Origin of the sequence: Zavarzinia sp. CC-PAN008 (genome assembly GCF_051903925.1) — a bacterium.
Classification (GTDB): Bacteria; Pseudomonadota; Alphaproteobacteria; order Zavarziniales; family Zavarziniaceae.
On sequence record NZ_CP173678.1, the window covers coordinates 3,124,640 to 3,146,053 of the forward strand.

Consider the following 21,414-nt stretch of genomic DNA (forward strand, 5'->3'; position numbering starts at 1 on the left):
TCGAGCGGCGCACCCTGGGGCCCGCGCACCGACCCGATGCCGGTGCCCGCCGCGGTGGCGGAGGCCTGGGCCGACATCGCGATGGACCAGCCGCGCCGCTTCATCAATCGCGAACTGTCCTGGCTGGCCTTCAACGGTCGCGTGCTGGAGGAAGCGTTCAATCCCGGCCATCCGCTGCTGGAGCGGGTGCGCTTCCTGTCGATCTCGGCCACCAACCTGGACGAGTTCTATTCCGTGCGGGTGGCCGGCCTGCGCGGCCAGATCGACGAGAAGATCAACACGACCAGCCATGACGGACTGACCCCGGCCCAGCAGCTGGCCGAGGTGGTGGCCGCAACCGCCCGCCTGATGGCCGACCAGCAGCGGTGCTGGCTGCAGCTGCGCAACGAGCTTGCCCAGAACGGCATCGCCGTGGTCGAGCCGGACGACCTCGACGACGCCGACCGCGCGTTCCTCTACCAGAAGTTCCTGGAACAGGTCTTTCCCGTCCTGACCCCGCTGGCGGTCGATCCGGCGCACCCGTTCCCGTTCATCCCGAACCTGGGCTTTGCCCTTGTCCTGCAGATGCGGCGGCAAAGCGACGGGCGGACCATGAACGCCCTGCTGCCGCTGCCGACACAGGTCCGCCGGTTCTATCGACTGCCGGGCTCCGACACGATCCGCTTCATCAGCCTGGAGACGCTGGTCGGCCTGTTCCTGGACGAGCTGTTCCCGCATTACGAGGTCTTTGGCCGCGGGACGTTCCGCATCCTGCGCGACAGCGACATCGAGATCGAGGAAGAGGCGGAGGATCTGGTCCGCTACTTCGAGACGGCGCTGAAGCGCCGCCGTCGCGGCAGCGTCATCCGGCTGAAGCTGGAACGCGCGATGCCCGAGGAACTGCAGCGTTTCGTCATCTCGGAGCTTGAAGCCACGCCGGCCGACATCGTCTTCGTCGACGGCATCCTGGGCCTGGCCAATGCCTCGCAGCTGATCGTCGACGATCGGCCGGACCTCAAGTTCCCGCCGTACAATGCCCGCTTCCCCGAGCGGATCCGCGACCATGGCGGCGACTGTTTCGCGGCGATCCGGGCCAAGGACATCGTCGTCCATCACCCGTACGAGAGCTTTGACGTCGTCGTCCAGTTCGTGCGCCAGGCGGCCGCCGACCCGGAGGTGGTTGCGATCAAGCAGACGCTCTACCGCACCTCCAGCGACAGCCCCATCGTCAAGGCCCTGGTCGAGGCGGCGGAGGCGGGCAAGATCGTCACCGCCCTGGTCGAGCTGAAGGCCCGCTTCGACGAGGCCGCCAACATCAAGTGGGCGCGCGATCTGGAGCGGGCAGGCGTGCAGGTCGTCTATGGCTTCATCGAACTCAAGACCCACGCCAAGCTGAGCATGGTGGTTCGCCGCGAAGGCGGGCAGCTTGCGACGTATGTGCACTATGGCACCGGCAACTATCACCCGGTGACCGCACGCATCTATACCGACCTGTCCTTCTTCACGGCCGACCCCGTGCTGGGCCGCGACGCCGCCTACCTCTTCAACTTCCTGACGGGCTATGCCGATCCGGAGCACCTAACCAAGATCGCGGCCTCGCCCCATACCCTGCGCAAGACGTTGCTCACACTGATCGAGGCGGAGTGCGAGCATGCCCGCGCGGGCCGGCCGGCGGCGATCTTCGCCAAGATGAACTCCCTGGTCGACCCGGCGATGATCGACGCGCTGTACCGGGCGTCGCAGGCCGGCGTGCAGATCGACCTGGTGATCCGTGGCGTGTGCTGCCTGCGCCCCGGCATTCCCGGCTTCTCCGAGAACATCCGGGTCAAGAGCATCATTGGCCGCTTCCTGGAGCATTCGCGCGTCGTCTGCTTCGGCAATGGCCATTGGCTGCCGTCGCGGGATGCGAAAGTGTTCATCTCCTCGGCCGACTGGATGCCGCGCAACCTGGACCGCCGGGTCGAATCGCTGGTCCCGATCGAAAATCCGACGGTTCACATGCAGATCCTGGACCAGATCATGATGGCCAACCTGAAGGACACGACCAGTTCGTGGCGCCTGCAACCGGATGGCGTCTATGCGCGTTTCCCCCTGGGCGACAGTCCCTTCAGCGCGCATAAGTACTTCATGACGAATCCCAGTCTGTCCGGTCGCGGCAAGTCGATGCGCGCGGGGGAAGCGGCACCCCGGCTGGTCCTGGACCAGGCGGCTCAATGATCCCGGTCTGCCTGATGAACATCCTGTGACGGTGCCGCTCTGTCTCACCCCAGGCTCCGGGGGCCCCGATGTGGAGCGGGCAGCACCCTGGGCCGTGGTCGATATCGGGTCCAACTCGGTCCGTCTGGTCGTCTACCAGGGCCTCTCCAGGCAGGGCACGCCCCTGTTCAACGAGAAGGTCCTGTGCGGCCTGGGGCGGCAGATCGCCGTCAATGGCCGCCTGGATCCCGAGGGGGTTGAGCTGGCGATCCAGGCGCTGCGCCGCTTTGCCGCCCTGGCCCGCTTCATGCGGGTTGGCCGGCTGGATGCCGTGGCGACGGCGGCGGTGCGCGACGCGGCCGATGGGCCAGAGTTCATCGCCCGTGCCGAACGGGCCTGGGGCCTGCCGATCCGCGTGATCTCGGGGCATGAGGAAGCGCGACTCAGCGCCCAGGGCGTCGCCGCGGCGATCCCCGACGGCGACGGACTGATCGGGGACCTGGGCGGGGGCAGCCTTGAGCTCGTGACGCTGGACCGCGGCGTCCCGGCGACGCGCCAGGAAACCACGCCGCTCGGCCCCTTGCGCCTGCAGCACCAGGCCGGCACCGACCGGACCAAGGCGACGGCGATCATCGACCGCGCGCTCCAGGCGCTGCCCTGGCTGGCCGACGCCAAGGGGCGGAGCTTCTATGCCGTGGGGGGCGCCTGGCGTGCCCTGGCCCGGCTGCACATGGCGCAGGTCAACTACCCGCTGAAGGTGCTGCATCACTATCGCATCTCGCGCAATGACGGGCGCAGCCTCTCGCGGCTTGTCTCGGGCCTGGGCAAGGATACGCTGGAGCGGATCAGCGGCATGCCGCGGCGGCGCCTGGACACGCTGCCGTTGGCGGCGCTGATCCTCGATCGCGTGCTGAAGGTGGCGCGACCGGACGCCGTCGTGTTCTCGGCCTGGGGTCTGCGCGAGGGTCTGCTCCATGAGGCCCTTGAGGTGGATGACCGCGCCCGCGATCCGTTGATCGAGGCGGCCAAGGCGCTGGGCGATCGCCGGGGTCGGTTCCGTGGCCATGGGCAGGAACTGATCCGCTTCACCGATCCCGCCTTCGCGACGGAAAGCGACCGCGAGCGGCGCCTGCGCCATGCCGCCTGCCATCTGGCCGACCTGAACTGGCATGCCCATCCCGACCACCGTGCCGAACTGGCGCTGGGCGAGCTGTTGTTCAGCCCGTTTGTCGGGATCGACCATCCGGGGCGCGTGTTCCTGGCGTTGGCCATGTTCGCGCGCTATGACGGCCAGGTCGACGATCCGGCCCAGACCCCCTATCTGGCATTGCTGCACCCGGAGGCGGTGGCCCGCGCCCGCGCGCTGGGTGCCGCCCTGCGCCTGGCGCAGACGCTGAGCGGTGGTGCGCCCGAGGTGCTGGCCCAGCTCACCCTGTCGATGCCCCGGGCCGAGCTGGAACTGGCGATCCCCAGGGCCCTCGCCGACCTGGAGGGAGAGGTGGCGCAGCGCCGGCTGGCGGCACTGGCGCGCGCCCTGGGCCGCGCATCCCGCGTGGTCGTGACCGGCTAGGATCGCGGCCAACGCCATGCCGGCCAGGCTGCGCCTGCCATCGACCGCCCGGGCGGCGCTGCTTGGCCTGGGGGCCCTGCTGTGGGCTGGGTCCCCGGCCCAAGCGATCGACGGCGTGGCATTGGTCATGACGCCGGTCGGGTCCAACAGCGTGCGCGCCTGTACGGGAGTCCTGTTCTCGCCCCGTGCGCCTATGCAGCCTGTCTTCGTGCTGGGGGCAGAGCACTGTCTGGGCTCCGGGCCGCAGCCGACCGAGGTGATCGTCGGCGCAAGCCTCAGCTCGGGGCAGGTCAAGCTGGGGCCGGGCGGCGGCTCGGTTCCCGTGGCCGGCGCGCGGGTGGTGCGTGGGGCTGGCCTGGACCTGTTCTTTGCTCCCGTCGATGCGCGTCGCCTGGGGCCGCGCGGAAGCCTGCCGCTGGCCAGCTTCGCCGAGCGCATGCCGCGGCCGGGCAATCGCGTCGACGTGCTGGGCTTCCCCGGGGGAGAGGGGCCGGTGAAGCAGCGCTGCGTCTACGAGGGCGCCTGGCTTCAGGCGGAGGACGGCCTCAGCCGCTTCCGCATCGCGCATGAACTGTCCTGTGCCGAGCGCGAGGTGTGGCAGGGTCTCTCCGGCGGACCGGTGCTCGACCGGGACGAGCGGGTGATCGGCATCGTCCAGTCGACCAACGCCCAGGGCACCGCCCTCTATTTCGCCGCGGTGCTGCAGGACAATATCGGCGTGACCGACCGCCAGCCCCTGGTCCTGGGCGAGGCCATGCCGGATGCGGAGTACGAGCGGGTCCGGCTGGGGCGCAGTGCCCGTGTATTCGAAATCTCGGCCCGCTTTCGCGGTGGTCTGCTGGACGGCGCCGCGATCATCACCCGCGATGGCGCGCCGCATGTCGAGGCGTCCTTCAGCGCAGGCCGGCTTGAGGGCGCGCTCACGGTCTACACGCGCGATGGCGATGTCTGGATCTCGGCGGCGATCCACGACGGCCGCTTCGATCTCAAGGATTTCCTGGAAGCCGAGCGCTATCCCGAGGTGGCGGCGATGCGCACCCGCGTCGCGCACATCCTCGACTGGGCCCTGCAGGGCGAGCCGCTGGACGAGTGACCAGCACCTAGTCCAGCATCGGCGGCAGGGTGGGGTCGCCCTTCTGCATGGCGCGGCGATAGGCCGGGCGTTCGCCGACCCGCTTCAGATAGGCGCGAATGTTGGGATAGGGACCCAGGTCGCGCGGCACAAAGGCCCGCATCGTGGTCAGCGGGAACACCATGATGATGTCGGCGGCCGTGAAGGCAGGCCCTGCGAACCAGGTGTTATGGCCCAGGTGCGCCTCGACCTGGGCAAAACCACGATCGCGCCGGTCGGCCAGAAGCGCCATCGCCGGATTGTCTGCGCCCGCGCCCAGCATGGTCGCGATCATGCCGGCCAGTTCATGGGCCATCAGCGACGCATTGGCGAAATGGAACCAGTAGAGATAGTCGGCGAAATGCGGATCGTCCGGCTTCAGCGCCAGGCGGTTCTCGCCGTACTTCTGGTTGATGTAGTCGATGATGGCACCCGACTCGCCCAGGACCACATCGCCGTCATGAATGACGGGGGCCATGCCCATCGGATGCAGCGCCTTGTAGTCCGCCGGGGCCAGGCGCGTGACGCTGTCGCGGTCATAGACCTTGAGCGTGTAGTCGATGCCCAGTTCCTCGCACAGCCAGACGATGCGCTCGGACTGGGACACGCCCAGGTGATGGACGACCAGCATCTGATTCCTCCGTCGGGGCCGGCTATTTCTGAGGGGGTGCGCTGCGCTGGACCGGAATCACGCGGATCCGCTTGCCATCGGACGCCAGCGCCAGACGTCCATGCTTCAGGGCAAGCGCCGCCTCGCCAAAGACCTCGCGGCGCCAGCCGTTGAGCGCGGGCACGTCGGCCGTATCGCTGGCTGCGATCCGCTCCAGGTCGCTGGTCCCGGCGATCAGCTTCTGGGCCACGTCGTGGTCCTCGCACTTCATCTTCAGCAGGACCTTGAGGAGCTCGACCAGGGGGCCTACGCCTCGTGGCGCCTCATCCACTTTCTCAGGCTTGGGCAGGTCGTCCTCGGGCATGTCCAGGCCGCGCTGCACCGCGGCCAGCAATGCCGGGCCAAGCTTGCCTTCGACTACTCCGCGCGGAACGCTGCGCAAGTTCCTGAAATCCTCAGGGTTTTTCGGTGGATGGGCGGCGATCTCCAGGATCGCGTCATCCTTCAGGATGCGGCCGCGGGGCAGGTCGCGGCTTTGCGCCTCAAGCTCTCGCCACGCGGCCAGGGCCTTGACCAGTCCCAGGAAGCGCCGATTGCCGCTGCGGGTGCGCAGGCGCGTCCAGGCCTCGTCCGGCTCGACCAGATAGGTCCTGGGATCCATCAGCACCGACATTTCCTGGTCCAGCCAGCCGCTGCGCCCGGTCTTGTCCAACTGCCCCGCCAGGTATTCGTAGACGACACGCAGGTGGGTGACGTCAGCCAGGGCGTAGTGCAGCTGGCGGTCGCTCAGCGGCCTGCGCGACCAGTCGGTGAAGCGCGAACTTTTGTCGAGTTCGGCCCGCGCGATCTTGGTCACCAGCGTCTCGTAGGACACCGATTCGCCAAAGCCCAGGACCATCGCGGCCACCTGGGTGTCGAACAGCGGCTCGGGGATCGAGCCGCACAGGCGCAGGAAGATCTCGATGTCCTGGCGCGCCGCGTGGAAAACCTTCAGTACCGAGTGGTTGGCCAATACCGCCGCCAGCGGAGTGAGGTCGATGTCCGGCGCCAGGGGGTCGATGATGCGCGCGTCCGTCGGCGTCGCCGCCTGGATCAGGCAGAGCTGCGGCCAGAACGTATTCTCGCGCAGGAATTCGGTATCGACCGTGATATAGGGCGCCTTGTGCGCGCCGGCACAGAATTCGGCCAGTTCTTCGGTCGTGGTGATGACCGGGGGGGCAGGATGATTCACGACCGCCAACGCAGCACCTGCTCTGTCACCGGGTTTACGAACGGCCGACGTTCCGCGGCCGCGCGGGCGAACTCCCGCTTGCATGCGTAGTACCACTTGGCCTGGGTGTCGGCATCATCGATCAGCAGCAGCGCCGGGCGCTGGGCCAGTCCGCGTTGCTGCTGGGTCACGATCGCGCGGTCCTGTCCCACGAACTGACGCGCCAGCCAGCGCGCCACGGGCTTGAGCAGATTGAGCCAGGGCATCGTCCAATACATCACCTGTGTCACTTGGGTCCTGTTCATGTCGATCGGCGTCACGGCGGTCAGGCCGACGAAGCGGTGGCGCCCCGCCGTGATCGTCTCGATACGCAGGCCGGGCAGGCGGAACGCGATCTCCGTTTCCAGGTCCCCGCCCAACAGCTTGTAGGCCGCGGCGTTCCGCGACGGCTTGTGCCGCGCCATGGTGAAGCCAAGGTCCGACGGGACGAACCGCTTGGCCTTCTCGTGCGCCGAACGCAGCGAGCGCCAGTACCAGGACTGATGCACATAGGGCCCGTGCGCAGGGTCCATCAGGCCGATCACGGCGTGGTCCAGCGCGCAGGGAAACTCCTGCGTCTCGACCACCCGCTGCTGGCTGCCGTGCATCTCCGGCACCTGCGGCGGTGGGGGCAGCACATCGGGCTGGGCTCCCGCCCAGATCCACAGGTTGCCCTGTGCTTCAGCCACCGGAAAACGTCGGGTGCGAATTTTTGTGAACTCGAACCGCTGATCGTCCGTAAGCGACGGAATGGCCGTGCAATGGCCGGTCCGATCGAAACGCCAGCCGTGATAGCAGCAGGTCACCTCCCGCCCGTCGAACGATCCGCAGGACAGCGGGATTCCCCGGTGCGGGCAGATGTCACGCAGCGCGAACGCTTCCCCCTCGCTGGTCCGGCAAAGGATCAGTGTCTCACCCAGCAGGGTGCGGGTGACCATGGCGCCCGGCTTCACCTGGGACGAGGGCAGGGCGTAGTACCAAAGCCCGTCGAGCCAGGCCGCAGGGTCCGCCTGCTGGCGCTCGCCCGCGTCGTTCGCACCGCTTTGCTGCAGGGGGCCGGAAAGGGGGGAGGCCTGCGGCTCGGGCATCCTGTGATGTGCCGGCGTCGCCAAGTCTGCACCGTGTGTGTGGCGGAATCGGTACCGCGTGAACCCTGCCGCACTCTAGGAACGCCATGGCCATGCCGCAACCCGGCCCGCCCGAAACGTCGCGCGGGCGAACGTCGCGGGGAACCCCGGAGTGCACTCCACGTTCATTCAGAGCATAGACGACCAGGTATCCTGATGGCCCAGAAGAACACGACCACGCGCCCGACCCCGAAGCGGAGTCGGTGATGAGCGCACGGCATCCCCAGACCCTGCCTCAAACCCTCCCCTATCACCTGACGGGTGAGATCCGCGCGCGGATCATCCGTGGACTATACGCGCCGGGCCGGCCTTTGCGCGAACAAGACCTGGAACGCACTTTTGGTTCCAGCCGCGGGCCTATTCGCGAAAGCCTGCTGATGCTGCAGAAGCGCGGCCTGGTCGATCACCAGCCGAGACGGGGCTTTCGCGTGCGGGTGCTATCCGCCAGGGAGCTCGCGCACCTGTACCGGCTTCAGGCAACCCTCTATCGCTCCCTGGTCGAGGAACTGGACGAGGTCGACCACGCCGCACTGGCGGCGCAACTAAAAGGGCACCTGGAGGTCCTGGACGATGGTCCCGCGACGGACGATCCGCTGTATCAGTTCAACGCGGTGTCGGCATTCGACAGGGCGCTTATGGAAGCGCCGGGCAACACGTTCCTGCGCGATGCCCTGGGCTCCCTGGTCGAGGTGGCCAGCCCCGTGACGTTCGCGATCCTGGCGGACGGTGACGCCGCGGCGCTGTCGCGGACACTCCACACCCTGGCCGATGCCGTTCGGGCGAGCGACCTGGACGCCGTGGGGGAACTGCTGGACGGCCGGGTCAGCGATCACGCCGCGTGGGCGGCGGCGCGTGTCGACGGAGAGGCGACGGAGCACGTCCCGCCCGGACTGCGCTTGAAGCGCGCGGCGATGCGGTAGCAGACCCCCGCAAACGCGTGTTGCGCCGGCGGTCATGGCGCGGTAAATCGCCGGCGCTGCACTAGAGATTCGAGATGCTCTCCCAACGCGCGCGTTACGCGCTCCGTGCCTTGCTGGCCCTGGCCCAGGAAGACAGCGAGAAGCCAATGCTGATCGCCGATATCGCGGAGCAGCAGAACGTCCCGAAGAAGTTCCTGGAACTCATCCTGCTCGACCTGAAGCGGGCAGGCTTCGTGCGGTCGCTGCGCGGCCGCTTCGGCGGCTATGCCCTGGCCCGGCGGCCGGAGGAGATCAGCTTCGGTGCGCTGATCCGGTCGATCGACGGGCCGCTGGCGCAGGTGCCCTGCATCAGCAAGACGGCCTATCGCCGGTGCGAGGACTGCGACGACGAACAAACCTGCGCCATCCGGCGTGTCCTGGGTCAGGTGCACGAGGCGACGGCGCGCATCTTGGACAATACCAGCCTGGCGGATGTGCGCGGCGGACGCCGGGCCGATCTTTTCATGGGTGACGGGATCTGATCCATGCGCTAATCTCGATCATGTCGATAGAGATAGAGGGGATCATGACCGGATTGAAATCAGGCCTCCTGGGCGTTGCCCTGGCTCTCTCGCTGGCGTGCCCGGCCCTGGCCGATACGTCGCTGACCAATGTCAGCTACGATCCGACGCGCGAGCTGTACAAGCAGTTCGACGCGAAGTTCGCCGAATGGTGGAAGGCCCAGGGCAAGGGGGACGTCTCGATCACGTCCTCCCACGGGGGGTCCGGCCGCCAGGCGCGCGCCGTCATCGACGGGCTTGAGGCCGACGTCGTCACCCTGGCACTCGCATCCGACATCCAGGCGATCGAAGACAAGGGCCTGATCCAGCCGGGCTGGCAGGCGGAACTGCCGAACAATTCCTCGCCCTACACGTCGACCATCGTGTTCCTGGTGCGCAAGGGGAATCCCAAGGGGATCAAGGACTGGGGCGACCTGATCAATGAGGGTGTCCAGGTCATCACCCCGAACCCAAAAACCTCGGGCGGGGCGCGCTGGAACTACCTGGCGGCCTGGGACTGGGCCGCCAAGCAGCCCGGGGGCACGCAGGAGTCGGCGCGCGCGTTCGTGACCGAGTTGTTCAGGCATGTGCCAGTGCTCGACACCGGCGCTCGGGGCTCGACCACCACCTTCGTCCAGCGCGAGATCGGCGACGTCCTCCTGGCCTGGGAGAACGAGGCCTATCTGTCGATCAAGGAACTGGGCCCGGACAAGGTGGAAATCGTCTATCCGTCCAGTTCGATCCTGGCGGAGCCCCCGGTAGCCGTGGTCGACAGCGTGGTCGACAAGCGCGGCACGCGCGAGGCAGCGCAGGCCTATCTTGAGTTCCTCTACTCCAAGGAGGGGCAGGAGCTTGCCGCGGTGAACTATTATCGGCCGAGTGACCCTGAGGTCCTGGCCCGCCACCCCGAGACCTTCCCGGCGATCAAGCTGGTGACGATCGAGGAACTGGGCGGCTGGCGCAAGGTCCAGGCCGAGCACTTCGGCGACGGCGGCATCTTCGATCAGATCTACAAGCCCTGAGGACAAGGGGCGGCACGGCCGCCGCGCGCCGGAGAGCGGTGCGCGGCGGTTCCGTGTTCGGGCAGGGGCGGTCAGGCAGGGGTTTCAATGACGACAATGACGACCGGAGAGGTCGTGTCGGGTAGGATCGAACGAACTTCGATCGGGGCAGGGGTGGCCGGCTTGGCGAAACGGACCCAATGGCGGCAGCCAAGCGTCATTCCCGGCTTCGGGCTGACCCTGGGCTATACGCTGACCTACCTTGGCGTGATCGTGCTGATCCCGATGGCGGCTCTGATCCTGCGCCCGATGGACCTTGGCCTTGCCGGCTTCTGGGCCAAGACGCTTGGCGATCCGCGCGTCGTCTCGGCCCTCTGGGTCAGTTTCGGCCTCTCGTTCCTGGCGGCGCTGTTGAACCTGGTGTTCGGCCTGCTGGTCGCCTGGGTTCTGGTGCGCTATTCGTTCCCCGGCAAGCGCGTGGTCGATGCCATCGTCGACCTGCCCTTTGCCCTGCCCACCGCCGTGGCGGGCCTGGCGCTCAGTGCGATCTATGCCCCCAACGGCTGGCTGGGCAGCCTTCTGGCCGAGATCGGCATCAAGGCCGTCTACAACCAGTTGGGCATCTTCATCGCCCTGACATTCATCGGTTTGCCGTTCGTCGTGCGGACGGTCCAGCCGGTGCTGCAGGACATGAATTCGGATTCCGAGGAAGCAGCCATCAGCCTGGGTGCCACGCGCTTCCAGGCCTTTGCCCGCGTCATCTTCCCCGCGATCCTGCCGGCTCTTCTGACCGGCTTTGCCCTGGCCTTCGCCCGAGGCGTGGGCGAGTACGGGTCGGTCATCTTCATCGCGGGCAACATGCCGCTGAAGACCGAGATCGCGCCGCTGCTCATCGTGATCAAGCTGGAGCAGTTCGACTATGCCGGCGCCGCCGCCATCGGCGTCGTCATGCTCCTGATCTCGTTCGTGATCCTGTTCTTCATCAATCTGCTCCAGCGCTGGGGCCGGATGCGCGCCACATGAGTGCCGCGCCCCACACCCCCGCCGGCCGCGCCGCGCCGCCGGCCTGGTTCGCCGCCGCCACGTCCGATCCCGCCTGGGTCCGCTGGCTGCTGTCGCTGCTCGCCCTGGCATTCCTCGTCCTGTTTCTGGTCGTGCCGCTGGCCGCAGTCTTCTACGAGGCGCTGAACGCCGGCCTGGGCGCGTACCTCCACTCGATCACCGAGAAGGATGCCCTGTCGGCCGTGCGCCTGACGCTGCTGGTGGCGGCGATCGCCGTGCCGCTCAACCTGGTCTTCGGCATTGCGGCCGCCTGGCTCATCGCCAAGTTCGAGTTCAAGGGCAAGAGCGTGCTGATCACGCTGATCGACCTGCCCTTCTCGGTCTCGCCGGTCGTGTCGGGCCTGGTCTATGTCCTGCTCTTCGGGGCGCAGGGCTTCTTTGGGCCTTTGCTCCAGGAATTGGGCATCAAGATCATCTTCACCGTCAGCGGCCTGGTCCTGGCGACCGTGTTCGTGACCTTTCCCTTCGTCGCGCGGGAGCTGATCCCGCTGATGCAGGAACAGGGGACCGAGGAGGAGGAAGCTGCGATCGTCCTGGGGGCGTCCGGTTGGCAGACCTTCTGGCGGGTCACGCTGCCGAACGTCAAATGGGGCCTCCTCTATGGCGTGCTGCTGTGCAACGCGCGGGCCATGGGCGAGTTCGGGGCCGTCTCGGTCGTGTCGGGCAACCTGCGCGGGCAGACCACAACCATGCCCCTGCAGGTCGAGATGCTCTACAACGAATACAACTCCGTCGCCGCGTTCGCGGTGGCCTCGCTCCTGGCGCTGCTGGCCCTGGTGACGCTTGTCGCCAAAAGCCTGGTGGAATGGCGCTTCGGCCGCGAGATCGCCGCCACGCGCGGCCATTGAGATCGGGGGAAACGATGTCGATCGAGGTTTCCAACGTCGTCAAGACGTTCGGCTCCTTCACCGCGCTCAATCATGTCGACCTGAAGATCGAGTCGGGGGAGTTCGTCGCCCTGCTTGGCCCCTCCGGCTCGGGCAAGACGACGCTGCTGCGCATCCTGGCGGGGCTGGACTTCGCCGACTCGGGAACCCTTCATTTCGAGGGGGAGGACATCGCAGGACGAAGCGCGCGCGACCGCCGCGTGGGCTTTGTGTTCCAGCACTACGCCCTGTTCCGCCACATGACGGTGGCGCAGAACGTGGCTTTTGGCCTGGAGGTCAAGCGGGGGCGCGAACGCCCGCCGCGCGCCGAGATCCAGGCGCGGGTCGACCGGCTGCTGAACCTCGTCCAGCTCAAGGGCTTCGGCAAGCGCTACCCCAACCAGCTTTCAGGCGGGCAGCGCCAGCGCGTGGCCCTGGCCCGGGCGCTGGCGATCGAGCCAAAGGTCCTGCTGCTGGACGAGCCGTTTGGCGCACTCGACGCCAAGGTGCGCAAGGACCTGCGCCGCTGGCTCCGCCAGCTGCACGCCGAGGTGGGCCTGACCTCGATCTTCGTGACCCACGACCAGGAGGAGGCACTGGAACTGGCCGACCGCGTCGTGGTCATGAGCCAGGGCCAGATCGAGCAGGTGGGCACGCCGGCCCAGGTCTACCGCACGCCTGCCACCGCGTTCGTGACCGAGTTCCTGGGCAATGCCAACCGCCTGACCGGCACGGTCCGCAATGGGCGCCTGCAGATCGGCGACTGGTCCTGCACGCTGGAGGGGGAGGACCTGGCCCGCGTCAAGGACGGCATGGCGCTGGCCTATGTCCGCCCCTATGACATCGAGGTCCTGCCGGAGGGTTCGGGCGAGGGCCTGACCGGCCGGCTGCACCATGTGTTCCCGTCCGGCAACCAGATCCGCCTGGAAATCCAGCGCGATACGGACGGTGCCATCATCGAGGTCGAAACCCCGGAGCATGACTGGCTGCCGCCGATCGGGTCCCCCCTGGTGATCAGGCCACAGCGGGTGCGGGTCTTTCCGGCAGGGCCCGGCCAGAGCGGAGCGCTGCCCAGCTCGCCCTGAGCCAGTCGCGGAACTCGGGCGCTGCGATCTCGACCAGCGCTTCGGCCCGCCCGTCCAGGGACAGGCCCTTCAGCCGCCGGGCACCGTGCTCGGTCACGATCCAGTCGGCGTCGCCCCGTGCCGCGGTGACCGGTGCGCCGGGGGGGAGGACGGGGACGATGCGGCTGGCCTTGCCCCCGGCGGCCGTCGCGGGCAGGGCGACGATCGCGCGGCCACCCTTGGAGCGGGCAGCGCCGCGCACGAAGTCGATGGAGCCGCCGATCCCGCTGACCAGACGGCCGCCCACGCCTTCCGCGTTCACATTGCCGAACAGGTCGATCTCCAGCGCCGAGTTGATCGCGGTGAAGCGGTCGATGGCCCCGATATAGCCGACATCGTGGGTCACGGTGACGGGGCGGATCACCAGGTCCTGGCGCGCCGCTGCGAAGTCGTAGAGCGCCTGGCTGCCCATGACGGCACCGGTGACGATCAGGCCGCGGTCGACCGTCTTGGCCTTGCCCGTGATCTGGCCACCCTCTATCAGCGGCATCGTGCCTTCCGGGATCATGCCGCTGTGCACGCCCAGGTCGTTGCGCGTGGTCAGGGCCGCGAGCACGGCCGCCGGCATGGCGCCGATGCCCAGCTGGATGCAGGCGCCGTCTACCACCAGGGCCGCCACATGGGCGCCGATCGCGTCCGTCACCGCGTCCGCCTTGGGACTGCCCAGGACGGGAAGGGTGCGGTCGGTGGCAAAGGCATGGTCGATGCGCGCGGCCGGGATGCGCGGGGCACCGGCCAGGTCCGGCATCGCGGCATTCACCTCTGCCAGCACGACCGGCGCGTTGGCCAGCGGGGCCGCGGCCAGGTCGAAGGCCATGCCGCTGCCGAAGCTGCCGTCCTTCTCCGGGGCCACCTGGACAATGGCCATGTCGATCTGCCGGCGGTCCAGATCGTCATGGATGCCGCGATAGGACATCGGCACATAGGACACTCGGCCGGCCGCCATCCCTTCGGCCAGTTCGGGCGCCGCGAAATAGCTGAGCAGGCGCGAGTCGGGGTTCAGCGCGCTCCAGTCCCTGCGGTTGATGCCGGGGACGGGGGCCATGATGAAGGTGACGCCGGCCAGGGCTGCGGCGTGCTCCTTCAGTGCGTCGTGGATGCCGATGGGCTCGCCCGAGGCGGCGGCGACAAAGACGGTCATGCCCGGACGGAACAGGCCGGCCAGGGCGTCTGGATCAAGGAATTGGGTCATGCGACGCGGAGCTTAGGCGATCCCACGTGATGCCTCAAACCGGCCGGGCAAAGAAAAAGGCCAGCCCTTGCAGGCTGGCCTTGAGGCGGGCCGGGCGGTGGCCGCCCGGCATCAGGGTCCGTTGTCCGGACCCATCCGGTAGAGGATCAGGCCTCGACGCGCTCGATGATGATGGCCGGGGCCATGCCGCCGGCGGCGCACATGGTGACCAGGCCATAGCGACCACCGGTCCGCTCCAGTTCGTCCAGCGCGGTGCCGATCAGGATCGAGCCCGTGGCGCCGATCGGATGACCCAGCGCCATGGCGCCGCCGTTCCGGTTGACCTTCTCGCGGTTCAGGTTCAGGTCGCGGATGAACTTCTCGGCGACGACCGAGAACGCCTCGTTGATCTCGTACACGTCGATGTCGTCGGTCGTCAGGCCGGCCTTGGCCAGGACCTTCTTCGCCGCCGGCACCGGCGCGTTCAGCATCAGGGTCGGGCAGTCGCCCATGTTCGCCGTGGCGACCACGCGGGCGCGCGGCTTCAGGCCATGCTTCTTCATGTAGTCGGCCGAGCAGACCAGGATGGCGGCCGCACCGTCGACCACGCCCGACGAATTGCCGGCATGGTGGACGTGGGTCATCTTGCCCTTCAGCTGCGGGTACTTCGCGAAGACCATCGAGCCATAGGTCGTGCCCTGGTCGTCGACCGGGATGTCCATGTACATGTTGAACACGGTCTTCAGACCGGCCAGCGTGTCCATGGTCGTGCCCGGACGCGGGAACTCCTCGTGATCCAGCGCCAGCGTGCCGTCGGGGTTGTAGACGGGCACGACTGAGCGGTTGAAGCGGCCTTCCTTCAGGGCGACGGCGGCGCGCTCCTGGCTGACGACGGCCAGGCGGTCAACTGCCGCGCGGTCGATGCCTTCCAGCGTCGCGATCGCGTCCGCGCAGACGCCCTGCTGCGACTGCGGATGCTTGGCGCGCAGGCGCAGGTTGCCGGCGTCCATCATCGGCGGATTCTTCGGGTCCGCAGTCGAGGCCGTGTAGCTCATCATCTCGGTGCCACCCGCGATGACGCAGTCTTCCATGCCCGACAGGACCTGGGCCGTGGCCAGCGCCACCGACGTGATGCCCGAGCCGCAGAAGCGATCCAGCGTCACGCCCGATGCCTTGATGTCGAAGCCGGCGTCGAGGGCGGCCATGCGGCCCATGTCGCCGCCCTGGGCGCCACGCTGGCTGGAGGTGCCCCAGATGATGTCGTCGACGGTCGACGTATCCAGCTTGTTGCGGTCGCGCAGCGCGCCCAGCACCGTGGCGGCCAGGATCTGCGGGTGCAGGTGCGCCAGCGCGCCCTTGCCCACCTTGCCAATGCCACGCGGGGTGCGAACCGCATCAACGATATAAGCTTCGGCCACGACGTTTCCCTTTCCTGAACCTTGGGGCGCACACAAACGCCAGAAGTTGCACCCCGTCAACGGGCAAGGACCGGGGGTGCGACTTCAAGTCTACCCTTGGGTAGACAACGGGGCGTCCGTCGTCAACGGACGAACGGCCGGGTCGGCGGGGCCGGCGTCGCCGCGCCCATCATGCTGCCTGGGCCAAGCCCCCCTGGCCCAGGCCCGCACGGTCCAGCAGGCGTTGCTGCTCTGCCGGACGGCGGTAGAGGAAATTGGCGGGCAGGCCCAGGCGCACGCTGGCCTGGCAGGCCGGTGCGCGGGGATCGGCCACGCGCTCGGCCAGGGCGCCGGCCGCCTTCAGCATCAGGCGATCGGCCAGTGTCAGGTCGAAGGCGCGGCCCAGTTCAAGCCTGTCCCGCACCAAAGGCGGCAGGATCGAGACGGCGGCGCGGGCCAGGGCGCGATGCAGCACCCGAGGAATGCCGGGCGCCGCCTTGCCCGACTGGATGATGTCCAGGAACTCGGTCACGATCGGGTGCGGCTCGAAGCGCGGCGCCAGCCGTTCCATCATGGCCAGGAAGTCGGCTTGCGAGCGCGGACAGACCTGTACGCCATAGAGGCGGGCGACGATCTCTCCCTCGCGATAGAAGCGGTCCTTGTCCGCTTCGCTCAAGGGGGACACGAAGCGGTCATAGGCATTCAGGAAGCCGAACCCCGCCGTGGCGCTGACCCAGTCCAGCAGTTCGGGGTCCAGCGCCTTGTACGCCTCGCCCCCCGGGGTGGTGCCGGCGACCTTGGCATGCATGTTGGTGACGCCGGCAATGACGCGGCGGGCCGCACTTGCGGGGCCATAGACACCCACCATCGCGGCGATGCCCGTGCGCTTGGACCGTCCGATCGGGTCCGTCTTGTAGATCGAATGGTCCCACACGCCGGAGCGGATGCGCGCGTCGGCAAACTCCATCAGGACCGCCGCCACGCCGCCCACACCCAGCGCCACGGGATTCTTGAACACCCGCCACTGGACCGACGCCGGATGGTGCAGGGCCGCCTCGCCCACGGGCGTTGCATAGTCGATGCGCCAGCCGAGATAGGATTTCTGCTCGCTCATGGGGGTGCGCTGCCGCGTTTGCCTGGTCGACGGTTGATTGTGTATCAGGTGATAGTATTCTTGCTCGGGCTCGTCCTTGCAAGCTCTTTGGTGGCGCGGCGGGTTCTGCTATGCCCGTGCCTCGCGGTCGGATCGAACGGGGAGGGGTCAGCAACGTGCAGCGTGGCGGGTCGAACGCGGGCGTCCGGGCCGGGCCCGCAGGCTATCGCAAGGGGGACGAGGCCCGCGCCCGCATCCTGGAGGCGGGCTTGCGCGCGTTCGGCGCGCATGGCTTCCGCGGCGCCACGACACGCGGCATCGCCGAGGCGGCAGAGGTCAACCTGCCAGCCTTGAAGTACTATTTCGGTGGCAAGGAGGGCCTCTACCTCGCCTGCGCGGAGGCCATCCTGCAACGCTACCAGGCCCATATGCTGGCATTGGCCGAGGCGACGGTGACGGCGCTCCAGGGCGACATGAGCGGTGCCGACGCGCGCGCCGGGCTTAAGGCACTGATCGGGGCGCTGGCTGAACTGTCGGTCGCCGACGACGCCGAATTGTGGATCGCCTTCTTCACCCGGGAGATGGTGGAGCCGGGGCCCGCCTTTACCCTGCTGTACGAGCAGTTGTGGGCGCCCGGCGTGGAACTGGTCGCGGCGCTGGTCGCCCGTGCGCGCGGCCAGCGGGTGGTCGGCAGCGCCGCGCGGATCGAGGCGCTGCTGCTGATCTCCAGCCTGACCGCATTCAGCGTCTCGCGCCCCGTCTCGCTGCAATATCTGGCCTGGCCCGACGCGCGCGACGAGCGTCTGGCCCAGGTGCGGGCGGCGCTGGAGGCACAGATCGAGCGAATCGGCTGAGGGCCCAGCCCGCGCGATTTCCGGCTGGAGGGCGGGGCAGGGGACGTCGAATAATGGCGTCCCCGGAACAGTCCCGCGGTCCCGATGCCCATCTCTGCTCCTGACACGGCCTTCCTCTCCGCAGCCGCCCTGTCCCAGGCGATCGCCACGCGCCGTCTGTCGCCGGTGGACGTGGTCGATGCGGCCCTGGCCCGCATCGAGCGCCTTGAGCCGCGGCTCCACGCCTTTGTCGCAGTGCACGGCCCGATCGCACGTCTGGCGGCTGAGGCGGCGGACAAGGCGCTGCGCGCCGGCCACGCGGCAGGACCCCTGCATGGTATCCCGATCGCGCTGAAGGACCTGATCGACCTGGAAGGTCATGTCACAACCGGCGGGTCCGCCGCGCGGCGTGGCCATGTCGCCAGCGCCACCGCAACCCTGGCACGCCGGCTGCTGGCACAGGGCATGATCGTGCTGGGCAAGACGCACACGGTCGAATTCGCCATGGGCGGCTGGGGCACCAACCAGCACATGGGGACGCCCTGGAATCCCTGGGACATGAACGTCCACCGCGTCCCCGGCGGGTCCAGCAGCGGCTCCGGCGTGGCGGTGGCAGCCGGTCTTGTGCCCTGGGCGGTTGGCACCGATACCGGCGGCTCCGTCCGCCTGCCCGCATCGTTCTGCGGCCTGACCGGGTTGAAGACGACGATCGGCCGGATCAGCACGCATGGCGTCCTGCCGCTGGCCTGGAGCTTCGATACGCCGGGACCCATGGCCCGCTCGGTGCAGGACGTGGCCCTGCTCTATGAGGTCCTGCGCGGGCCGGATCCGCTGGACCCGCTGACCCACGGCCTGCCACCCGACGAGCCCGGGGCACGGCTGCACCGCGGTGTGCGCGGCCTGCGCCTGGGCGCGATGCCCGAGGCCGAGCGGGCGGGCTGCGATCCCGCCGTCCTCGCCGCCTATGATGCCGCGCTGGACACGTTCGCGAACCTGGGGGCCGAGGTGGTGCCGATGCGCCTGCCATTCCAGTTTGCCGACCTTCTCGCACTCAACACGATCGTGCCTGCGGAGGCCTATGCCGCCCATGGGGCGATGGCCGAGGATCCCGCCCTGCCGCTGGACGAAAATGTTCGCGGAAACATCCTGGCCGGCGCCACGATCAGCGCCGTCGACTACCTCCGCACCCGGCAACGCCTGGGTGCGATGAAGCAGGCGTTGCTGACGGCGATGGATGACGTCGACGCGCTGCTCACGCCCACGACGGAGGTGCCGGCCATCCCGGTGGCCAAGGTCGACCCGGCCCGCCTGCCGTCGCGCTTCACGCGCTTCGCCAACATGCTCGAACTGTGCGCCCTGGCCGTGCCCGATGGCTTCACGGCCGCTGGCCTGCCGTGCTCGCTGCAGATCGTCTGCCGGGGGTACGCCGAGGCGACGGCGCTGCGAATCGGCCAGGCCTTCCAGTCCGCGACCGACTGGCACCTGAGGCATCCCGACCTGTGAGCCCCGCAACGGGGTCAGAGCCCTTCGCCCCGGGCAAGGCAGGCTTGCGCGGTTCAACAGTCGAGGTGACGTAGAACCGGATATGGTGGCCGCGGGGGGACCATCACCATGACCGCGGTACCGACACTGGAGCGTCGCAACATCCTGCGGCTGGGTATTGCCCAGGCCCTTGCAGGGGCCAATGCGACGATCGTCTTCGCGACCGGCGCCATCGTCGGCAACGGGCTGGCGCCGAATCCGGCCTTGGCGACCCTGCCGATCTCGATCTTCGTGGTGGGGATGGCGCTGTGCACAATCCCGGCCGGCATGCTGGCGCAGCGCCATGGCCGCCGCGCGGCGTTCCTTGCCGGGTCGGGCTGCGGTGTCCTGGCGGGGGTGCTGGCCGTCCCCGCCGTGCTCCTGGCCTCCTTCCCCCTGTTCTGCATCGCGACGTTCTTCGGTGGCGCCTATGCCGCGGTTGCGCAGTCCTTCCGCTTTGCCGCGGCCGATGCGGCGCCGCCCGAGCGGCGGCCGCGCGCGCTGTCGGCCGTGATGGCGGGCGGCGTCTTTGCCGGGGTCCTGGGGCCGCAGCTGGTGACACTGACCATGAACCTGTGGCTGCCCTACCTGTTTGCGGCGACCTTCGCGGCGCAGGCGGTGGTCGCGATCCTGGCCGGCGTGATCCTGGGCGGGGTGCGCCTGCCGCCAATCGCCGCCGCCGACGGCACCAGCGGGCGTCCGCTGGCCGAGATCCTGCGGCAGCCGCGTTTCGTCGGCGCAGTCGTCACCGGCGCGATCGCCTACATGCTGATGAACCTCGTCATGACGGCCGCGCCCTTGGCGATGAAGCTGTGCGGCCTGTCGCAGGAGGATGCCAATCTGGGCCTGCAATGGCACGTCATCGCCATGTATGGGCCCAGCTTCTTCACGGGCGCCCTGATTGCCCGCTTTGGCACGCCGGTGATCGTGTTCGTGGGCCTGCTCCTGATCGCGGGGGCGGCGGGGGTGGGCCTGACGGGCGTCGCCGTCGCGCACTTCTGGATCGTGCTGATCCTGCTGGGCCTGGGCTGGAACTTCGCCTTTGTCGGCGCGTCGGCGCTGGTCCTGGAATGCCACCAGCCTGACGAGCGCGCCAAGGTCCAGACGCTGAACGACTTCCTGGTCTTCGGCCTGATGGCGATTGGCTCGTTCGCCTCGGGGGGCATACTGACCCACTATGGCTGGGCCATGGTGTGCTGGGTGACGCTGCCCCCGACGGTGCTGGCGGTCATCGCGCTGCTCGCCACGCGCGGGTCGCAGCGCACCGTCGCGACTGCGGCCTGACGCGGTTTGACAGGGCCGTCGCCTGCCGTCACAGAAGGGCGATGGTTTCTGTTCCGAACGCGCCTGACTGTCCGGCCGACACCCGCCTGAGCCCGACGGCCCAGCGGATCCTGGACGCCGCCGTGGACGTTCTGCGCGCGACCGGCCAGCTTTCCATGCGACGCCTGGTCGAATGCGCCGGCGTCGCCAACATGACCCCCTACAACCTGTTCAAGTCGAAGCACGGCATCCTGGCGGCGCTGTCCGGTCGCGAACTCGACGCCGGCCTGCGGCGGCTGGAGGCGCAGGCACCTGGTGACGGCCTGGCCCGGATGCTGGCTGGCCTGGACAATGCCTTTGCCGCGCTGGAGGCCGACCCCGACTATTACCGCGCGCTCTATGGCGCCGCCTATGGCGGGGGGGACCCGGCCCTGATCCGCATCTTCCAGGAGCCGCGGGTCGTCTATTGGAGTGCGCTGCTGGAGCGCTGCCGGGACGAGGGGCTGCTCCAGGCGGAGGCGCGCGGCGGCCTGATCATCCAGTACCTGATGGACATGTTCTCTGGCGCGATCCGGCGCTGGCTGGGGGGCGAGATCACGACCGTGCAGCTGTCGGCTCAGGTCAACTACGGGATCATGCTGCTGCTGCTGCCGCACATGACCGCGGCCGGGGCGCCCCGGGTCGCCGCCCGCCTGCACCTGGCGAAGGCCCTGCTGGATCCGGCTTGACCGGGCCTTAGGACGCGTTCTAATCCTGCGGAAAAGACGGCGCGGCGGAAAGCT

At 68.5% G+C, this 21,414-nt stretch carries 19 protein-coding genes; 13 read left to right on the forward strand and 6 right to left on the reverse strand.

Translation table 11 applies throughout. From position 1 onward, the window contains the following. The first annotated feature begins 36 nt into the window (after positions 1 to 36). The 3 genes from ACI6GS_RS14680 (at position 37) to ACI6GS_RS14690 (ending at position 4,838) form a co-directional block, all read left to right on the forward strand. Entirely contained in the window at positions 37 to 2,196 is a 2,160-nt protein-coding gene (locus tag ACI6GS_RS14680) for an RNA degradosome polyphosphate kinase (RefSeq protein ID WP_439817974.1), read from the forward strand. Between the two features lie 70 nt (positions 2,197 to 2,266). Further along, positions 2,267 to 3,745, forward strand: a complete 1,479-nt coding sequence (locus ACI6GS_RS14685; protein ID WP_439814200.1) for a Ppx/GppA phosphatase family protein — start codon at positions 2,267 to 2,269, stop codon at positions 3,743 to 3,745. Positions 3,746 to 3,761: 16 nt separating this feature from the next. Next, positions 3,762 to 4,838, forward strand: a complete 1,077-nt coding sequence (locus tag ACI6GS_RS14690; protein WP_439814201.1) for a S1 family peptidase — start codon at positions 3,762 to 3,764, stop codon at positions 4,836 to 4,838. A gap of 7 nt (positions 4,839 to 4,845) precedes the next feature. Here ACI6GS_RS14690 and ACI6GS_RS14695 read toward each other — a convergent pair whose 3' ends face one another. Genes ACI6GS_RS14695 through ACI6GS_RS14705 form a run of 3 tightly spaced genes read right to left on the reverse strand, consistent with a single transcriptional unit; the run spans position 4,846 to position 7,803 of the window. Beyond that, entirely contained in the window at positions 4,846 to 5,487 is a 642-nt protein-coding gene (locus ACI6GS_RS14695; RefSeq protein ID WP_439814202.1) for a glutathione S-transferase family protein, read from the reverse strand. Between the two features lie 22 nt (positions 5,488 to 5,509). Continuing rightward, the gene (gene rnd, locus ACI6GS_RS14700) at positions 5,510 to 6,706 is read right to left on the reverse strand and encodes a ribonuclease D (RefSeq protein WP_439814203.1); all 1,197 of its coding nucleotides are present in this window, start codon (positions 6,704 to 6,706) and stop codon (positions 5,510 to 5,512) included. Then, positions 6,694 to 7,803 carry a Rieske 2Fe-2S domain-containing protein gene (locus ACI6GS_RS14705; protein ID WP_439814204.1) on the reverse strand — a complete coding sequence of 370 codons (1,110 nt, stop codon included), beginning with the start codon at positions 7,801 to 7,803 and terminating at the stop codon, positions 6,694 to 6,696. The genes rnd and ACI6GS_RS14705 overlap by 13 nt, the downstream gene beginning before the upstream one ends. A 245-nt stretch (positions 7,804 to 8,048) precedes the next feature. On the opposite strand from ACI6GS_RS14705, the gene ACI6GS_RS14710 reads away from it, so the two are divergent. The 6 genes from ACI6GS_RS14710 to ACI6GS_RS14735 all read left to right on the forward strand — a co-directional run bounded on the left by ACI6GS_RS14710 (position 8,049) and on the right by ACI6GS_RS14735 (position 13,315). Continuing rightward, positions 8,049 to 8,762 (forward strand): GntR family transcriptional regulator, encoded by a 714-nt coding sequence (locus ACI6GS_RS14710; RefSeq protein WP_439814205.1) that lies wholly within the window; start codon positions 8,049 to 8,051, stop codon positions 8,760 to 8,762. Positions 8,763 to 8,836: 74 nt separating this feature from the next. Then, positions 8,837 to 9,283: an RrF2 family transcriptional regulator gene (locus tag ACI6GS_RS14715; protein ID WP_439814206.1), complete on the forward strand. Its 447-nt coding sequence runs from the start codon at positions 8,837 to 8,839 to the stop codon at positions 9,281 to 9,283. Between the two features lie 44 nt (positions 9,284 to 9,327). Then, positions 9,328 to 10,323, forward strand: a complete 996-nt coding sequence (locus ACI6GS_RS14720) for a sulfate ABC transporter substrate-binding protein (RefSeq protein WP_439814207.1) — start codon at positions 9,328 to 9,330, stop codon at positions 10,321 to 10,323. 153 nt (positions 10,324 to 10,476) lie between these two features. Further along, on the forward strand, positions 10,477 to 11,325 hold the full coding sequence (cysT, locus tag ACI6GS_RS14725; RefSeq protein WP_439814208.1) for a sulfate ABC transporter permease subunit CysT: 849 nt from the start codon (positions 10,477 to 10,479) through the stop codon (positions 11,323 to 11,325). After that, positions 11,322 to 12,212 carry a sulfate ABC transporter permease subunit CysW gene (cysW, locus tag ACI6GS_RS14730; RefSeq protein ID WP_439814209.1) on the forward strand — a complete coding sequence of 297 codons (891 nt, stop codon included), beginning with the start codon at positions 11,322 to 11,324 and terminating at the stop codon, positions 12,210 to 12,212. Before cysT ends, cysW begins: the two co-directional genes overlap by 4 nt. 14 nt (positions 12,213 to 12,226) lie before the next feature. Continuing rightward, positions 12,227 to 13,315 carry a sulfate/molybdate ABC transporter ATP-binding protein gene (locus tag ACI6GS_RS14735; protein WP_439814210.1) on the forward strand — a complete coding sequence of 363 codons (1,089 nt, stop codon included), beginning with the start codon at positions 12,227 to 12,229 and terminating at the stop codon, positions 13,313 to 13,315. Here the strand turns inward: ACI6GS_RS14735 and ACI6GS_RS14740 are convergent. From ACI6GS_RS14740 to ACI6GS_RS14750, 3 genes are all read right to left on the reverse strand, one after another. Next, entirely contained in the window at positions 13,245 to 14,546 is a 1,302-nt protein-coding gene (locus ACI6GS_RS14740; RefSeq protein ID WP_439814211.1) for an acetyl-CoA hydrolase/transferase family protein, read from the reverse strand. The two genes, ACI6GS_RS14735 and ACI6GS_RS14740, sit on opposite strands and share 71 nt — an antisense overlap. Positions 14,547 to 14,692: 146 nt before the next feature. Next, positions 14,693 to 15,943, reverse strand: coding sequence for an acetyl-CoA C-acetyltransferase (locus tag ACI6GS_RS14745; RefSeq protein ID WP_439814212.1), 1,251 nt, complete (start codon positions 15,941 to 15,943; stop codon positions 14,693 to 14,695). A gap of 169 nt (positions 15,944 to 16,112) precedes the next feature. Beyond that, a complete protein-coding gene (locus ACI6GS_RS14750; protein WP_439814213.1) occupies positions 16,113 to 17,036 on the reverse strand; it encodes an oxygenase MpaB family protein in 924 nt (307 codons plus the stop codon). A gap of 155 nt (positions 17,037 to 17,191) precedes the next feature. On the opposite strand from ACI6GS_RS14750, the gene ACI6GS_RS14755 reads away from it, so the two are divergent. The 4 genes from ACI6GS_RS14755 (at position 17,192) to ACI6GS_RS14770 (ending at position 21,360) form a co-directional block, all read left to right on the forward strand. Beyond that, complete coding sequence (locus ACI6GS_RS14755) at positions 17,192 to 17,869, forward strand: CerR family C-terminal domain-containing protein (protein ID WP_439814214.1); 678 nt, start codon at positions 17,192 to 17,194, stop codon at positions 17,867 to 17,869. A gap of 84 nt (positions 17,870 to 17,953) precedes the next feature. After that, complete coding sequence (locus ACI6GS_RS14760; protein ID WP_439814215.1) at positions 17,954 to 19,351, forward strand: amidase; 1,398 nt, start codon at positions 17,954 to 17,956, stop codon at positions 19,349 to 19,351. 108 nt (positions 19,352 to 19,459) lie between these two features. Continuing rightward, positions 19,460 to 20,653 (forward strand): MFS transporter, encoded by a 1,194-nt coding sequence (locus ACI6GS_RS14765; RefSeq protein ID WP_439814216.1) that lies wholly within the window; start codon positions 19,460 to 19,462, stop codon positions 20,651 to 20,653. Between the two features lie 41 nt (positions 20,654 to 20,694). After that, entirely contained in the window at positions 20,695 to 21,360 is a 666-nt protein-coding gene (locus tag ACI6GS_RS14770; RefSeq protein ID WP_439814217.1) for a TetR/AcrR family transcriptional regulator, read from the forward strand. Positions 21,361 to 21,414: the final 54 nt, after the last annotated feature.

Excerpts from the sequence above, each read along its gene's own strand:
- ACI6GS_RS14760 (WP_439814215.1), top strand. The coding sequence starts at position 17,954 with ATGCCCATCTCTGCTCCTGACACGGCCTTCCTCTCCGCAGCCGCCCTG.
- ACI6GS_RS14750 (WP_439814213.1), bottom strand. The coding sequence starts at position 17,036 with ATGAGCGAGCAGAAATCCTATCTCGGCTGGCGCATCGACTATGCAACG.
- ACI6GS_RS14735 (WP_439814210.1), top strand. The coding sequence starts at position 12,227 with ATGTCGATCGAGGTTTCCAACGTCGTCAAGACGTTCGGCTCCTTCACC.
- ACI6GS_RS14715 (WP_439814206.1), top strand. The coding sequence starts at position 8,837 with ATGCTCTCCCAACGCGCGCGTTACGCGCTCCGTGCCTTGCTGGCCCTG.
- ACI6GS_RS14690 (WP_439814201.1), top strand. The coding sequence starts at position 3,762 with ATGCCGGCCAGGCTGCGCCTGCCATCGACCGCCCGGGCGGCGCTGCTT.
- ACI6GS_RS14770 (WP_439814217.1), top strand. The coding sequence starts at position 20,695 with ATGGTTTCTGTTCCGAACGCGCCTGACTGTCCGGCCGACACCCGCCTG.
- ACI6GS_RS14710 (WP_439814205.1), top strand. The coding sequence starts at position 8,049 with ATGAGCGCACGGCATCCCCAGACCCTGCCTCAAACCCTCCCCTATCAC.
- ACI6GS_RS14695 (WP_439814202.1), bottom strand. The coding sequence starts at position 5,487 with ATGCTGGTCGTCCATCACCTGGGCGTGTCCCAGTCCGAGCGCATCGTC.
- ACI6GS_RS14680 (WP_439817974.1), top strand. The coding sequence starts at position 37 with ATGCCGGTGCCCGCCGCGGTGGCGGAGGCCTGGGCCGACATCGCGATG.
- ACI6GS_RS14740 (WP_439814211.1), bottom strand. The coding sequence starts at position 14,546 with ATGACCCAATTCCTTGATCCAGACGCCCTGGCCGGCCTGTTCCGTCCG.
- ACI6GS_RS14765 (WP_439814216.1), top strand. The coding sequence starts at position 19,460 with ATGACCGCGGTACCGACACTGGAGCGTCGCAACATCCTGCGGCTGGGT.
- ACI6GS_RS14705 (WP_439814204.1), bottom strand. The coding sequence starts at position 7,803 with ATGCCCGAGCCGCAGGCCTCCCCCCTTTCCGGCCCCCTGCAGCAAAGC.
- cysW (WP_439814209.1), top strand. The coding sequence starts at position 11,322 with ATGAGTGCCGCGCCCCACACCCCCGCCGGCCGCGCCGCGCCGCCGGCC.
- ACI6GS_RS14720 (WP_439814207.1), top strand. The coding sequence starts at position 9,328 with ATGACCGGATTGAAATCAGGCCTCCTGGGCGTTGCCCTGGCTCTCTCG.